The sequence below is a fragment of the Paenibacillus sp. SRL342 genome, from assembly GCF_984798905.1.
In genome coordinates this window covers 5,907,566-5,922,274 of record NZ_OZ481790.1, presented here as the reverse complement: position 1 = coordinate 5,922,274, position 14,709 = coordinate 5,907,566, and the positions used below count along the sequence as shown (strand labels likewise).

14 protein-coding genes are annotated in these 14,709 nt (G+C 43.1%); 12 read left to right on the top strand and 2 right to left on the bottom strand.

Going from position 1 to position 14,709, the window contains the following annotated elements:
* The first annotated feature begins 13 nt into the window (after positions 1-13).
* The 6 genes from AC4E8D_RS26135 to AC4E8D_RS26110 all read left to right on the top strand — a co-directional run bounded on the left by AC4E8D_RS26135 (position 14) and on the right by AC4E8D_RS26110 (position 7,150).
* Complete coding sequence (locus tag AC4E8D_RS26135) at positions 14-1,129, top strand: sensor histidine kinase (protein WP_221823661.1); 1,116 nt, start codon at positions 14-16, stop codon at positions 1,127-1,129.
* The gene (locus AC4E8D_RS26130; RefSeq protein WP_091020933.1) at positions 1,071-1,739 is read left to right on the top strand and encodes a response regulator transcription factor; all 669 of its coding nucleotides are present in this window, start codon (positions 1,071-1,073) and stop codon (positions 1,737-1,739) included. Before AC4E8D_RS26135 ends, AC4E8D_RS26130 begins: the two co-directional genes overlap by 59 nt.
* Positions 1,740-1,942: 203 nt before the next feature.
* Complete coding sequence (locus AC4E8D_RS26125; protein WP_221823659.1) at positions 1,943-2,692, top strand: YwmB family TATA-box binding protein; 750 nt, start codon at positions 1,943-1,945, stop codon at positions 2,690-2,692.
* 215 nt (positions 2,693-2,907) lie between these two features.
* Positions 2,908-4,458 (top strand): glucose-6-phosphate dehydrogenase, encoded by a 1,551-nt coding sequence (gene zwf, locus AC4E8D_RS26120; protein ID WP_221823657.1) that lies wholly within the window; start codon positions 2,908-2,910, stop codon positions 4,456-4,458.
* A 357-nt stretch (positions 4,459-4,815) separates the two neighbouring features.
* A complete protein-coding gene (locus tag AC4E8D_RS26115; protein WP_024634146.1) occupies positions 4,816-5,214 on the top strand; it encodes a DoxX family protein in 399 nt (132 codons plus the stop codon).
* A 352-nt stretch (positions 5,215-5,566) separates the two neighbouring features.
* Complete coding sequence (locus AC4E8D_RS26110; protein WP_221823680.1) at positions 5,567-7,150, top strand: peptide chain release factor 3; 1,584 nt, start codon at positions 5,567-5,569, stop codon at positions 7,148-7,150.
* A gap of 227 nt (positions 7,151-7,377) precedes the next feature.
* On the opposite strand, the gene sspI is transcribed toward AC4E8D_RS26110, so the two are convergent.
* On the bottom strand, positions 7,378-7,611 hold the full coding sequence (gene sspI, locus AC4E8D_RS26105; protein WP_036673259.1) for a small acid-soluble spore protein SspI: 234 nt from the start codon (positions 7,609-7,611) through the stop codon (positions 7,378-7,380).
* Positions 7,612-7,739: 128 nt separating this feature from the next.
* Here sspI and AC4E8D_RS26100 point away from each other — a divergent pair, with 128 nt between their 5' ends.
* From AC4E8D_RS26100 to AC4E8D_RS26085, 4 genes are all read left to right on the top strand, one after another.
* Complete coding sequence (locus AC4E8D_RS26100; RefSeq protein ID WP_076211287.1) at positions 7,740-8,441, top strand: potassium channel family protein; 702 nt, start codon at positions 7,740-7,742, stop codon at positions 8,439-8,441.
* 26 nt (positions 8,442-8,467) lie between these two features.
* Positions 8,468-9,262 (top strand): TrmH family RNA methyltransferase, encoded by a 795-nt coding sequence (locus AC4E8D_RS26095; RefSeq protein ID WP_221823656.1) that lies wholly within the window; start codon positions 8,468-8,470, stop codon positions 9,260-9,262.
* Between the two features lie 1,777 nt (positions 9,263-11,039).
* On the top strand, positions 11,040-11,741 hold the full coding sequence (locus AC4E8D_RS26090; protein ID WP_339305601.1) for an SDR family NAD(P)-dependent oxidoreductase: 702 nt from the start codon (positions 11,040-11,042) through the stop codon (positions 11,739-11,741).
* A gap of 218 nt (positions 11,742-11,959) precedes the next feature.
* Entirely contained in the window at positions 11,960-12,421 is a 462-nt protein-coding gene (locus AC4E8D_RS26085) for a MarR family winged helix-turn-helix transcriptional regulator (protein WP_339305599.1), read from the top strand.
* A gap of 133 nt (positions 12,422-12,554) precedes the next feature.
* Here the strand turns inward: AC4E8D_RS26085 and AC4E8D_RS26080 are convergent, their stop codons facing one another.
* Positions 12,555-13,028: a tautomerase family protein gene (locus AC4E8D_RS26080; protein ID WP_221823652.1), complete on the bottom strand. Its 474-nt coding sequence runs from the start codon at positions 13,026-13,028 to the stop codon at positions 12,555-12,557.
* A gap of 224 nt (positions 13,029-13,252) precedes the next feature.
* Here AC4E8D_RS26080 and AC4E8D_RS26075 point away from each other — a divergent pair, with 224 nt between their 5' ends.
* Both AC4E8D_RS26075 and AC4E8D_RS26070 read left to right on the top strand, forming a co-directional pair.
* A complete protein-coding gene (locus AC4E8D_RS26075; protein WP_221823650.1) occupies positions 13,253-13,810 on the top strand; it encodes a PadR family transcriptional regulator in 558 nt (185 codons plus the stop codon).
* Between the two features lie 222 nt (positions 13,811-14,032).
* Positions 14,033-14,695, top strand: a complete 663-nt coding sequence (locus AC4E8D_RS26070; protein ID WP_221823676.1) for an NAD(P)H-dependent oxidoreductase — start codon at positions 14,033-14,035, stop codon at positions 14,693-14,695.
* The last annotated feature ends 14 nt before the right edge of the window (positions 14,696-14,709 follow it).

Genomic DNA, 14,709 nt, shown 5'->3' with positions numbered 1-14,709 from the left:
GGAGGAGACCCCGATGAAGACAAAACGACATACCGACATGGTAACCCGAAGTATGGGTGAAGGGATCCTCCTGGTTTTCATTGTGCTCGCTGTTATTTTGTATGTATTGTATACATATGGTTATCTTGCTCCGTTTACAGGCTGGCGCCATCTGATTCAATCGGGTCTGGCCTTATTGCTGCTTCTGATTGGAATCGGTGCGGTCTTTGGGTTCTATCAGAGTTACCGGGTTAAACGCCGGCTTGAACTGCTGCGGGAAACACTTCTACTGTGGGAGAAGGGCTCTCTATCACGCACTGTACCTGATCTGGGCGATGATGATGTGGGTCGTCTAAGTGACCAACTCGGACGAATCGGCAAAAAGTGGGAAGATCAGGTATCTTCGCTCCAGCGATTGTCTACTCATAATGCACAGCTTGCTGAACAAGCCAGAATTACGGCTATTGTGGAAGAGCGGCAGCGTTTGGCACGGGAACTGCATGATGCGGTATCGCAGCAATTGTTCGCGATATCCATGACAGCAACGGCCGTTGGACGGAAGATGGAGAAGGATTTTGAACGTGCTCAGCGGCAGGTGGCTTTGATTGAGGAGATGGCTTCGGTAGCTCAGTCCGAGATGCGTGCGCTACTGTTACATCTGCGGCCAGTCTATCTGGAGGGTAAACATCTCGAACAAGGTCTGCGTGATCTGGTGATGGAACTGAAAACCAAAGTACCCATGGACATTGTGTTCGAAATGGACGAAGACATTGATCTGATCAAAGGCATCGAAAATCATCTGTTTCGAATCGTCCAGGAGGCTATGTCCAATACATTACGACATGCAAAAGCGGAAAAAATGGAGATACGGATCCAGCGCCGTACTGATGCGATCCGGGTATTGATTCGTGATGATGGGCAAGGCTTTGATCTGGATGAGAATAAACAAGCTTCCTACGGTCTGGCTAACATGCGTGAACGTGTTACGGAGATTGGCGGAGCCATACAATTTGTAACAGCGCCTGGTAAGGGAACGCGGATTGAGATTACGATACCTTTGATGAACGATGAAAGCGAGGAAGAACATGTCAATGGAACCGGAAGTCGAAACGGAGACGGAAACGTCGATCAAAGTATTGCTCGTGGATGATCATGAGATGGTACGTATTGGTCTTGCAGCGGTACTGGATACCGAAGATGGAATTGAAGTTGTTGGTGAAGCAGGTAGTGGAGAAGAAGGCATTCGGCTCGCACAGGAATATAAGCCTGATGTTGTTCTGATGGACCTGGTTATGGAAGGAATGGATGGCATTGAGGCTACTCGTCAGGTACTTAAAATGTATCCGGAGTGCAAAGTCATTGTATTGACCAGTTACCTGGATGATGAAAAAATGTATCCTGTCATTGAAGCAGGCGCATTCAGTTATCTGTTGAAAACATCAAGAGCCAATGAAGTGGCAGATGCGATTCGCGCAGCCGCTCGCGGACAATCCGTTCTGGAGTCACAGGTGGCTTCGAAAATGATGAATCGGTTCCGGCAGCCACAGGCAGCAGCTCCTTTGCATGATGAGTTGACAGACCGTGAAATGGATGTGCTCCGGTTGCTCGCCAAAGGTAAATCGAATCAGGACATCGCTGATGATCTGATCATTGGTATCAAGACGGTCAAATTCCATGTTACCAACCTACTGGCAAAATTGGGCGTAGACGACCGTACACAGGCTGCGATCTATGCTTATAAAAACGGACTTGCAGAGTAATAACAAGAACTATATGCTATAACATCATTAAGCCAAAGAACCGTGCATTAATGTGCGGAAGTTATAGAGAATGGAAAGCTCCGATCTGCCATGCATGTGGCGGGTGGGGCTTTTTTGTTGTGTTCAGAAGAAGTATAGGTAATGTGGGAAAGGGGCATGCTGTTGATAGATTCATAGAATGCAAGAAAGAGCGGGGGATTCGAATGTTAAATCGTTGGATAACAGCAGGTATATTGGCAATAGCAATCATTATTCTTATCGGTGTGACACAGGTATACGCAGAGAAAAACGAACCCAAAGCAGCCCAACTGGAACAGTTAATCGATACTGCTGACAGCATGATTGATAATGTTGATCGTCTGGTTATTAAATGGCAAGGAGAAGGCAAGGGAGATGCACAAGCGCAGGCCGTGTTACTGGCAAGTCACTTGGGGCTTGAACCACCTGTGCGGGTACGCCAGACGGGCCATGATGTGTATCGCAGTGAGATGGTTGTCAATGAGGCTACTGGAGCAACAGGGATGTTGGTTAATGTCGTCGAGACAGGAGATAACGGCTACTACGCCATCGTACAACTTTCAGGGGATGCCCACACGGATCGGAAGGCATTAATGACAGTACATGAACAGATCGGCCAACTGCTTGTAGATTCAGGCATGAAGGCAACCTGGAATATGTCTGTGCAAGGTACAGCAGGTACTGCTACTGAACATGATGCGAGTCAGCAATTGGAACTGATCGAAGAACAGCTGTCCATAAAGGTGGATATCACCTCCGTCGAACGTTATACAGATGCAGGCACTGCAAGTGTCTCTTATAAGGCGGCTGAGCTGCCATTGTCGATCAAGAGTGGCTCGCATATGTTGAATATGCAACTGGCAGTTCACCAAGTTGGGGAAGAGGTCGATAATCGAATTACAGTGGGGTTTCCGGTGATTACGATTGAATATTAAGGGATGAATTTTTCATGAATTGGGACCCAATATTGAGAATCTTTATCAGAAAAATGAGTTTGAAATAGTGCATCCATTCAGTTGATATGCTAAAATGGCATCACATCCAAGAAGGAACTTGCTGGTAATTGACAGTTGTATGTCGTGCATATATAACACCATTACATAGCTCGGGGAGAGCATGAAGGTTATCTTCCCGGAAGAAAGAGGAGCCCATGGTTGAAAAACAATTGCAAGATGAAGTACAGACACCAGGCGCAGTATTTTTCATTTTTGGAGCAACGGGTGATTTGGCCCGCCGGAAGCTGTTTCCGGCTATCTACAGTCTTTACCGCGAAGGCAAGCTTGCAGAAGACTTTGCGGTTATTGGCGTAGCACGTCGTCCGAGGTCCCCAGAAGAATTCCGGGAAGACATCTATGAATCCATTAAGGAATTCTGCCGTTATCCAGCGGGGGAACCTGATGAGTGGAACGCTTTTGTCGAGCATTTTGAATACAAAGCACTGGATATCAATAATGTGGAAGGGTTCAAAGAGCTGCGTGCGCAGACGGAGCATCTGGAATCAAAGTTTAACACGCCGGGGAACCGGCTGTTCTATCTGGCACTGGCGCCTGAGCTGTTTGGCAGTGTCTCGTACAGTTTGCGGGACGGCGGTATGCTGGACAGTCAGGGGTGGAACCGTTTGGTGATCGAAAAACCATTTGGTTATGATCTGCAATCCGCTGAACATCTGAATGAGCAGATTCGTGAGGTATTCCGTGAAGAGGAAATCTATCGGATTGATCATTATCTGGGCAAGGAGATGGTGCAAAATATCGAAGTGATCCGCTTCGGGAATGCTTTTTTTGAACCGCTCTGGAATAACAAACATATTGCCAACGTTCAGATTACGCTCGGTGAAACAGTAGGCGTGGAAGAACGTGGCGGTTATTATGATCACTCCGGTGCACTGCGTGATATGGGGCAGAATCATATGCTTCAGATGCTGACGATGATTGCGATGGAGCCACCAAGTCGCCTGTTCCCGGAGGATATTCGGGATGAGAAGGTGAAGGTATTGCGCTCATTGCGAGCCTTTACTTCGGATGATGAAGTGAGCAACAACGTTGTGCGGGGACAGTATTCCGAAGGGGAGTACCGTGGCAAGCAGCTTCCGGGGTATCGCCAGGAAGACAAGGTTGATCCACAGTCGAATACGGAGACTTATTTTGCAGCACGTGTATTCGTGGATAATTTCCGCTGGGCGGGTGTTCCATTCTACATTCGGACAGGCAAGCGTCTTCCGGTGAAAACAACCGAGATCGTAGTTGAGTTCAAGTCGATGCCAAACAACGTGTACCTTGGGAAAAAGTATAAGCTCGAACCGAACCTGCTGGTTATTCGGGTGAATCCGATGGAAGGCATATATATCAAAATCAATGCCAAGAAACCAGGCTCAGATTCCGAGATTCAGCCACTCGCAATGGATTTCTGTCAGAGCTGCATGATTGGAATTAACTCGCCTGAAGCATATGAACGTCTGCTGCACGATGCTGCAGAGGGGGATTCTACGTACTTTACCCGTTGGGATGAAGTGGCAACAGCCTGGTCCTTTGTGGATCGGATTGCAGCAGCCTGGGGACAGAATCAGGGAGAGCTTCATACGTACCCTGCTGGAACATGGGGGCCAGAAGCGACAGATAAGCTACTGGAGCAGGACGGATTCCACTGGTGGCCGGTGAATGGTCAGGACGAGGACAGCGTGATCTGGCAAGTGAATGGTTAGGGTAAGGGCATTAACAATATACACAAGATGACTGAGCCTGGGGAAATCGCAAATTTTGCGGTGTACCCAGGCTTTTTAGCGGGGGAAAGGTAGGTATCCATCATAAGGAAACAAGTAATTTAAATTAAGTTGTTGACAAAAAGTAAGTATGTAACTTATACTCAACACATGAGTTAAAGAGTTACGCAAATGACAAACTTCATTCGGGCAAACGTTTCGGATAAGTTATCATTCATGAGATAAAATGTAAACCAGTTGAAGGGGTTTGCGACAAAGAGAATCATGAAAAAAATATGCATAATATCTTTAATCTAAGAATACTATTTTGTATATATCGAATGGAGGAAAAAGAAAATGATGTTGGATGTAGGGTTGTTGTTGATTCGTTTGGTGATTGGATTGTCGTTCATGGCGCATGGGGCTCAAAAGCTGTTTGGTTGGTTCGGAGGTTACGGGATCAAGGGTACAGGCGGCTGGTTTGAGTCGATGGGCATGAAGCCTGGTGCATTGGTGGCGTTACTGGCTGGACTTGCGGAATTCGGTGGCGGATTGCTGTTGGCTCTGGGTCTGCTTACACCAGTAGGTGGCATTCTGATTGCATTGACGATGGTCATTGCGATTGTGAAAGTCCATGGTGCGAACGGTTACTGGTCCACACAGAACGGATTCGAATATAATCTCGCGATTCTGGTGATTGGTGTAGCGCTGGCCCTGACGGGTGGCGGACAATACGCGCTGGATGCATTGATTTTCTAAACCCGAAAAATAAAAATGAATGAGGAGTGCCTGGATGCCATGGAAAATGGCTGAAGGGTGCTTTTTTTTGCAAGTGAAAAGAGAAGAATCTGCGGTAGTAATCGGTTATTTTCAGTACAGATTATGGTACAATAGGAGAGTTGGGTTAAGAAGCAGTTCACGGTATGCATGAAAGCACAGATTTGAGGAGGATGAACTCCATTGTAAATGTGTAAAATTAATCTAGTGAGTAAATACCTAGTACGTAAAAACTCGTGTACAATCAACCGGCCTCGCCGGATTGCATAAAGATTGAATGATGGACCGGCCATGCCGGATTAACGTGAATGAACGGACGAAAGGGATTAAACCTATGAGCAAAGCTGCAAATGAAATTCTTCAACAGGAAGTGGACAAACGCCGGACGTTTGCCATTATCTCTCACCCGGATGCGGGTAAAACTACATTGACCGAGAAACTGTTGCTGTTCGGGGGCGCGATTCGCCTTGCGGGAACGGTAAAGGCTCGGAAAGCCAGCAAACACGCAACAAGTGACTGGATGGAAATTGAGAAACAACGGGGGATCTCGGTTACCTCTTCCGTAATGCAATTTGATTATCTGGATCATCGCGTTAACATTCTGGATACACCGGGTCACCAGGATTTCAGTGAAGATACGTATCGTACACTGACGGCTGCCGATAGCGCGGTGATGTTGATTGACGTGGCAAAAGGTGTCGAGGCCCAAACAATCAAGTTGTTCCAGGTGTGTGCGAAGCGTGGCATTCCAATCTTTACGTTTATCAACAAACTCGACCGTGAGGGTAAAAGCCCATTTGACCTGATGGAAGAACTTGAAAATGTACTGGGTATTCGTTCGGTTCCGATGAACTGGCCTATTGGTACAGGTCGCGAGCTGTGCGGTGTCTATGACCGGATGAAAAATCAGGTGGAATTGTTCCAAGGGGACGATCACTCGACGATTAAAGTACAAAAGGTAGACGGCTACAAAGATCCAATTATCCGTGAGATGGCAGGAGAATACCTGCATGATCAATTGTGTCAGGATCTGGAGTTGCTGGATATCGCGGGCGACCAATTCGACATGGAGAAAGTTCAACGCGGCGAACTGACCCCTATTTTCTTCGGTAGTGCGATCAACAATTTCGGCGTACAGACCTTCTTGGAGAATTTCCTTGAACTGGCACCGAAGCCTGAACCACGTCGCAGTACGGCAGGAGAGATTCAGCCAACGAATGAGAAATTCAGCGGTTATGTGTTCAAGATTCAAGCGAATATGAACCCGGCACACCGGGATCGTATTGCGTTCCTGCGAATTGTATCAGGCAAGTTCCAACGTGGAATGAGTGTGAAGCATACTCGTGTGGGCAAAGAGATCAAGCTGTCACAGCCACAGCAATTCCTGGCACAAGACAGGGATATTGTGGAAGAAGCGTATGCTGGCGATATTATCGGTTTGTTCGATCCGGGTATCTTCCGGATTGGTGATTCACTGAGTCAAGGCAGCGAGGTGGTCTTTGAGGAGTTGCCAACGTTCTCACCAGAGATTTTCGCCAAAGTTACTGTGAAAAATGCGTTAAAACATAAACAGTACCAAAAAGGAATTGATCAGTTGACGGAGGAAGGAACCATTCAGGTGTTCCAGACGGCAAGTTTCGACGAGACAATCCTCGGCGTAATTGGTCAACTTCAATTCGAGGTATTTGAATACCGGATGAAAGGCGAGTACGGGGTAGACGTGCAATTGCAGCGCATGCCTTATCAGTTCGCTCGCTGGATTGTGGACGAGAATCTGGACCCAAGCAAATTCCGGATTAACTCTGCACTTGTAAAAGATAAAAAAGGGAATTATGTGGTGCTCTTCGAAAATGAGTACGCAATGAGAACGGCTATGGATAAAAATCCTACAGCTGAATTCCTGGAGACTGCGCCTTAAGTAAAGACAAAAGTATTTCGTGGGATTGTTAAAAGGTTAGTTAAACGTGACAAGCTCATGTGATGAGATAGAGCTTGTTAAAAATAAGATCCCTCCGCCGATTGGCGGAGGGATCTATTGCTATACACCTTACCTGGAGGCGGGTATGATCCAGCCGAATAAGGGAAAGCTTTCTTTTGCAGACAGAACAAACGTAATGATGGTTACCTTACCCTCCAATGCTTCGATTAACGAAGCGGTTGAACGGGAATGGTGTGCAGATGCTCCTGCGCGATTTGAATGAGTTCTTCCTGCTTGGCAGGTTCTGTGTTCTTCCAGATCATCTCGAAAATGGCGCCAAGTCCAGGTAATGCAGCTTCCGGTCCATCTACTGAACCTTCAATCATCTCCCGGAGCTGATCATCACTCTTGTCATGAACTTTATGAACAATCGCTTCACGCAGGCTTAATGTAATGGGCATCGCAATTCCCTCCTCGTATATTCGGCTGCTCTAATACTGTTCCCTGGGAAGCGCGAGCGCATTCAAGTTTATCGGGCTTTGTGGTATACTACGAAGGATTATTTACGTTAGCATGGGTATCCGTAATGATGCGTCATGCTGAAGTGCAGCGGGAGGTTAAGACCCTAATGGCCAAGAAACAGTATGCCGTAATTGGGATGGGACGGTTCGGATCAAGTGTTGCCAATGCACTGAGTGGCATGGGATTCGATGTGCTGGCAATTGATGCGGACGAGCAGCGGACTCAGGAAATGTCCAATGTGGTGACCCATGCGGTATCGGCAGATTCAACAGATGAAGAAGCGCTGCGTGCGCTGGGCATACGAAATTTCGACGTTGTCGTTGTGGCGATTGGTGAAGATATTCAGGCGAGCATTCTGACAACCCTGATATTAAAAGATATGGGAGTACCAGTGCTGATCGTAAAAGCTCAAAATGAGCTTCATGGTAAGGTATTGCAGAAGATTGGTGCAGATAAAGTCATCTATCCTGAGCGGGATATGGGACTGCGCGTAGCCCATCATCTGACCTCGCCTAATATACTGGATTACATCGAGTTATCTGAGGATTACAGCATTTTGGAGATGAGAGCCTCCGAGCAAATGATCGGTAAGAACCTGATGGAATTAAATATCCGTGCACGTTTCGGTTGTAACGTGATGGCGATTCGCAGTGGGAATTCGATGAACATCTCCCCGTACGCGGAGGACCGGATCGAGGCTGGAGATGTGCTGATCATTGTGGGTCACAAGGATCATTTGACGAAAATGGAGCTTGCGTATCCGAAGTGATGGATGCAGATGGGAAGGATGGAAAGATGGATATTGTATCACCGCAAAATACACGTGTAAAAGAATGGGCACAGTTGCTGGAGAAAAAGCATCGTACCCGTCAACATAAATATATCATTGAGGGCATTCATCTGGTACAGGAAGCATTACGTGCCGGAGCAGATCTTGAGTGTATTGTGTACGATGGAGAGCAAGGCGTACCGAATGAGCTTGCCGGGCTTGAAAACCCGCTTCAGCGTGTGGAGTGGGTCAGTGTATCTCCTGCGGTTATCGCCAAATGTACGGATACAATGACTCCACAGCCTGTATTCGCGATTGTGCGTAAAGGCAGTGAGCCACTGGAAAGCCTGATCGCAGGAGCGCGAGGGCTTGTTGTGGTGCTTGATGGGGTACAGGACCCAGGTAATGTAGGGACAATCATCCGTAGTGCGGATGCAGCTGGAGCCGCTGGGGTCGTACTTGGCGCGGGCTGTGCTGATGTATATAATCCGAAGACGATTCGTTCGACGATGGGCTCGCTGTTCCATCTGCCCATTGTGGAGGGCCAGTTGGAATCCTTGCTTCCCGAAGCGAAGGCTGCGGGCGTGAAGCTGGTTAGTACTTCTTTGCAGGCAGAGCATTCATGTTATAGTTATGATTTTACGCAGTCGGTATGGCTTGTCATTGGTAACGAAGGTAAAGGTATTTCAGACGCTACGGCGCGTTTGGTAGATGATGCGATTACGATTCCGATGCAGGGACAGGCTGAGTCACTTAATGCGGCAATGGCGGCGACGATTTTACTGTTTGAGGCGATGAGACAGCGGATATTTAACAAATAAATAATTCCTGTCTAATTGTATTTTTACCGTCCCTAACAAAAATTAACTGTCCCAAACCACCAAAGACTGGAGCTTGGTTGCCGCTTTTTCCCCAACCATTTCTCCAGTCTTTTATTTTCAATTGAACTCTTTTCAATTGAATTCATAAGTTGAACATGATCTTACTATTTCCATATAATTGAAGAAAACTAGAGGCCATTAGAAATGATACTAAAACTTTGGAAATGACTTAACAGTGCGTAGAATAATCGTAAGTTCATTATAGTTATTAGATCTGGATAGAAATATCATTTCAATATTTTTTCTCCATACCCAAACAGCAGTTGGGAGGAAAATAGCAAATAAGATGAGAAATATTGGATCAGACTATCGATGTTAGTGTGGTTAAACCTATTGTTTCTCAAAAAGTAATAAACTTCATCACACCGTAATGCAAAAAGAATTTCTTTATCATATGTAAGTTTTGATTTTCCAACGAGGTATGCTAGTTCCTTATATTCTGTTCGGATGTATTTTCGTGAAGATTGAATTGTGGCTAAGTGAGATAAAAGAGTAATCGTGCCTAGGCATACTAAGAAGATTCCGTAAAAGTAACCAGGTGAGTAATCCCATACTAACAATAAAACAATACAAAGTAGAAGTTGTGCCATGAGTAACGAACAAGATAATACAAATACTACCTCAAATCTACGGGCGCGCATATTAAAAAGTTTATTCCGTAGAGTTAATTCCTCGAAACAGATTTTATAGATTTGATGTTTTAATTTTTGATCAGCTACAGAATGTCTATTCATTAAATCACTCCTCTATATAGATTTTATCGGAGCGTCCCTTGGATTCTTTTAATGTTCAAGATTATTATTAAATGAATCATTTTTATAAATCGCCCGTCTAAAGAAGTATAGACTGCTTTCCATCCGGTTTTTCCTGTTTTTTTTAAAATTTAGGCGGCTACTAAAATGGCTTGTTTGGCGGCTTTCAGTCGATCACTTGCCAGCCGCGTGGCGTTGTAAATCAGTTGACTACAGACTGAAGGTGTTACTGCCAGTACTTCGTGAATACGTGAAAGGAAATCCTAATGCGCGACCTAAAGAACCGCTTAAGGTTCAAAGGATAACAAAATCTTTTTTCTCAAGAAGCGTCAATAATGCATCAGTTACATGGTTCGGACACTCTACCTCATTAATCCAACTGGATGGCAAATTATTATTGTTAGACGCGATTCAATTGGATATTTAAGCCGGACTATATGACAACAAAGGCTGGTGGCCATGGCATATGTTTCCTGAAGAAACGGTACAAGCTTATATTGAAATCCGGGGTAACCTAATACTCCCTATCACTGGGGGTCTTTACATTGGCGATCCATGATTGGGATGAACCCATTGAAGTGCTCTCAAAGCTGCTGATGAAAAGAAACGTAGCAATTGCTACAACTCGTTTAGCGGCTTTTTTTTATCTTTACAAGTTAGTTTCCCGAGCCAAGGACAAGAACTTGTACCGATTACGAATTAGTCATAAATCTAATCTTTATTAAACCTTTAAATTTATCAAAATAATGGGCAACTTTGTTTAATGACAGTTTAGCATCTCAGTCAATCTAAAAAGGATTTTACCTGATGGCTAATTTATTCCTTAGAATTCCTTTATAAAAAGCTTGCGATAATAAATGATTTGTCATAAACTGTTGATATATCAACGTTGATACATCAACAATAAAATCAAAAGTTACGGAGCAGTGAATTTAAGATTGCTCGTAATAAAAGGAGAATAACAAATGACAAAGACAGCATTAGTAACTGGTGCGAATAAAGGTATTGGATATGAGATTGCAAAACTGTTGTTAGAATCGGGGTATCGTGTTTTAGTTGGGGCACGCGATCAGGAGCGAGGAGAAACGGCAGTAGCTTCGCTCCAAGCACTTGGGGATGCACATTTGATATTGTTAGACGTTGCTGACTTACACAGTGTTGGTAATGCTGTGAAAACGATTACTGAGAATCATCCCGAGTTGTCACTCTTGGTAAACAATGCTGGTATTCCAGGAGATATGCATAAAGTGGGATGGGAATTTTCGGTAGAGGATCTGCAAGCAACCCATCAGGTTAACTTTATTGGTCCTTTTGCACTTTCAAAAGGCTTGCTTCCCCTATTGATTGCCAATAAAGGCACGATTCAAAATATCAGTATACCAATTGAGCCGTTGCCTTACTTCAATGCATTTGCCTATACAACATCCAAGGCTCCTTTGAATGTCATGACAAAGTCTTGGGGAATGAGTTTTGAGAAGGAGAATATACCTGTAGAGATTTTTACAGTGATGCCAGGGGCGGTTTCAACAGATTTGAATGGGCGTATGACAGGGGATTATGTGAAAACACCTGTTCAAGCTGCGGAATTAATCGTTAACTTTGTTCTGGATGAAGAGAATCACAATGGACAGGTTATTAATTACGACGGTACTTTATCAGTATACTGAGTTTACTTATCTATATTAATCTAATTCCAAACTTAAAAGCCCTTCTCCACTGGAGAGAGGGCTTTTAGGTATGGATGATACGATGGGAAGAACTATAACTAATAGAATATCGAGAAACCTCTCACTTACAAAAACGTTGTGTCTACGAGCCGAATTGCTTGTAAAATGAGAATTTAAGTTGTATATTGACAATACATTGCAAGCCGTTAGCAATAAATATGATTAAGAAAGATGTGATGGTTTTGAGTAAAGATTGGTCACAGGAGTCCACGTTATTATACGAGATGTATCGTGTGAATAACGCCATAAATACTACATTTGATACCTATATCAGCATCAGCCAATCTCGCTTTGAAATACTCGCATTGATATATAAAGAAATCGAAATCAGTCAAGGTGACTTACAAAAAAAAGTGACACTTGATAAGGCTGCTGTTGCTAGACATCTCAAACAGCTTGAAGACCATAAAATTGTGTCTAGAAGAAAAAAAGATGAGGATAACCGAATTATTTTAGTTCAATTAACTGATTACGGAAGAGAATTAATTGAAACTTCACAAAAGGAAAAAGAACATTTTGCACAGGAACTGTTAACTGATATTAGTGATACTGAGCTTACTTTGCTAAGAAAAATATTAGTTCAATTAAATAAGAATGTTGAACAAATGAAGGAAAAGTAATTTTCATATTTATTAATAAAAACACTGCCATCTTGATGATAAGATGGGCTGTGTTTTTATTATATATAGTGGTTCAATATTTGACCCTTCCCAATAACCGCATCATATTTAAAAGATGATTCATCAAAAATTACTACTTTAAAATGTTTTTTTTGATCGCTTTTATCTTCTCGTCAGTAAACACACCTGATTTAAGTAGATCTAAAATAGAAAGAACACCGCCACTAGAACCCCAGCTTCCATCTTCAATGACTTGAAAACTTACCCACCAGCTAGGAGAAGGTTCCGGAACCTCAAGAATGGTGGTGAGACTACGTAGAATATTTTCAATTACTTCTTTACGCACCTCGTTTGACCAGTCTCCATCCATTACCAACACATTGATCGTAATGACATCACGCTCAGGCTGATCCGACAAAAGCTTACCTCCAATAGCCATGTAATCTTTTGCACGCTCTGTGAAATGGACTTGAAAGCCTTCTCTTGCAGGGGGACAAAATTGTCCAACTTCTGGGACTAATACGGCATCAGTTAGAGCTTCAGCCAGAAGAACACGTTGTTTCTCGGAAATCCGTCCAGTAGGGAAATTAACATTAATAATAGTCATAAAAATACACTCCTTCAATGTGTTACAGAATATAAATAAGTCAGACTTGTTTACATTTGCCGGCAAATCAACTATAAACACTTTTAAAAACCTTGTCAATTAAAGTTATTAAATTAATATATATTATAATAATATATAACTCAATAATGCTAAATCACCTGGAATACGATATAATACAATTTGATTAAGAATAAGTGCAGCAACTGGATTTAGGAGGAACTGAAATGGCAAATCGATCGGGGAGAGCCAACACCAAGTTTGCTGTGTTAGGCATACTCGCCCTTGGACCACATACCGGTTACGATATTAAACAGCATATGGATCAAAGCACGAGTTATTTTTGGAATGAGAATTATGGGCAGATATATCCCAGTTTGGCAGAACTATTGGACAATTCTGATATTAATTTGGAAGTTATTCGTCAAGACGGAAAACCTGATAAAAAACTTTACAGAATAACGGATCAGGGAAGAGAGACATTGTCTCAATGGCTATCCCAGCCAAAAGATTATGTGGTGGATCTCAAAAAAAACGAGTTATTATTACGAGTTTTTTTTGGTAGTAATGGTTCATCTGAGAAGATCATCATGCATATAGAGGCATATCAACGTAAACTTGAAGAAAATTTAAAAGTATTTGAAGAACTAGAAAAATGGCTTCTTAATATGGAGCATAAGGATAATAACTACAAATATTGGATGATTACAAATCAATATGGAAAGAATCATTTCACCAGTTTAATCCAGTGGTGTAAAGATAGTATTATTATTCTTAAATCATGATGATTGGATCTAGATCAAGATCAAGATCAAGATACACTCTTGGAATAGTTCTTGGAACCTTCTCGGGTTAATCCATGATTCTATGGGGTGTATTTTTTATGTATTACACATAAATTTATTTCTCTTGCAACTGATCCTATCTTGTTATATATTTGTTGATATATCAACGTTGATTCATCAACAAATATAACACAGTTTGGGGAGGTTTATATAGTGAGCATTATTGAAGATAAGAAAAATGAGATTTTAAGCGCGTACCAATTTAGACATGCCTGCAAAGTTTTTGATACTAATCAAAAGATTTCGGATGAAAACTTTCACTTCATTCTGGAGACGGGTAGATTGTCGCCCAGTTCATTCGGTCTAGAGCCGTGGAGATTTGTTGTGGTTCAAGAACAAGAATTGCGTGAGAAGTTAAAACCGGTTGCTGGAGGTGCTCAAAGACAGCTACCTACATCAAGCCACTTGCTATTTATTTTGGCTAGAAGAGAAAGCGAGTTGAAATTTGATTCCGAATATGTAACTAAGTTAATGAAAGAAGTTCAGAAGATGCCCGAAGAAGTTGTTAAATTTGTTTCCAACATGTACAGAATGTTTACTGAAATAGAGCTTGGAAATAACGAACAACTTATTTATGAATGGGCATGCAAGCAAAGCTATATTGCAATGGGGAATATGATGACAGCAGCAGCTCAAATCGGAATCGATTCCTGTCCAGTAGAAGGTATTGATCGTGAGAAAGTGGCTTCCATATTCCATGATGAAGGAATTATGAACAAACAAGAATTTGGCGTAGCGTGTCTGGTTGCTTTTGGCTATCGTTCTGAAGAACCACACCGTCAAAAAACAAGACAAAGTATAGAGGAGATTGTTGTGTGGAGATAACTCTACATAATTAA

What these genes read in the sequence shown, in the direction of transcription:
- sspI (WP_036673259.1), bottom strand. Translation starts at nt 7,611, where the DNA reads ATGCCCATTACATTAAGCCTGCGTGAAGCGATTGTTCATAAAGTTCAT.
- AC4E8D_RS26135 (WP_221823661.1), top strand. Translation starts at nt 14, where the DNA reads ATGAAGACAAAACGACATACCGACATGGTAACCCGAAGTATGGGTGAA.
- AC4E8D_RS26080 (WP_221823652.1), bottom strand. Translation starts at nt 13,028, where the DNA reads ATGACTATTATTAATGTTAATTTCCCTACTGGACGGATTTCCGAGAAA.
- AC4E8D_RS26100 (WP_076211287.1), top strand. Translation starts at nt 7,740, where the DNA reads ATGCGTCATGCTGAAGTGCAGCGGGAGGTTAAGACCCTAATGGCCAAG.
- AC4E8D_RS26115 (WP_024634146.1), top strand. Translation starts at nt 4,816, where the DNA reads ATGTTGGATGTAGGGTTGTTGTTGATTCGTTTGGTGATTGGATTGTCG.
- AC4E8D_RS26075 (WP_221823650.1), top strand. Translation starts at nt 13,253, where the DNA reads ATGGCAAATCGATCGGGGAGAGCCAACACCAAGTTTGCTGTGTTAGGC.
- zwf (WP_221823657.1), top strand. Translation starts at nt 2,908, where the DNA reads ATGGTTGAAAAACAATTGCAAGATGAAGTACAGACACCAGGCGCAGTA.
- AC4E8D_RS26095 (WP_221823656.1), top strand. Translation starts at nt 8,468, where the DNA reads ATGGATATTGTATCACCGCAAAATACACGTGTAAAAGAATGGGCACAG.
- AC4E8D_RS26130 (WP_091020933.1), top strand. Translation starts at nt 1,071, where the DNA reads ATGGAACCGGAAGTCGAAACGGAGACGGAAACGTCGATCAAAGTATTG.
- AC4E8D_RS26085 (WP_339305599.1), top strand. Translation starts at nt 11,960, where the DNA reads ATGATTAAGAAAGATGTGATGGTTTTGAGTAAAGATTGGTCACAGGAG.
- AC4E8D_RS26090 (WP_339305601.1), top strand. Translation starts at nt 11,040, where the DNA reads ATGACAAAGACAGCATTAGTAACTGGTGCGAATAAAGGTATTGGATAT.
- AC4E8D_RS26110 (WP_221823680.1), top strand. Translation starts at nt 5,567, where the DNA reads ATGAGCAAAGCTGCAAATGAAATTCTTCAACAGGAAGTGGACAAACGC.
- AC4E8D_RS26125 (WP_221823659.1), top strand. Translation starts at nt 1,943, where the DNA reads ATGTTAAATCGTTGGATAACAGCAGGTATATTGGCAATAGCAATCATT.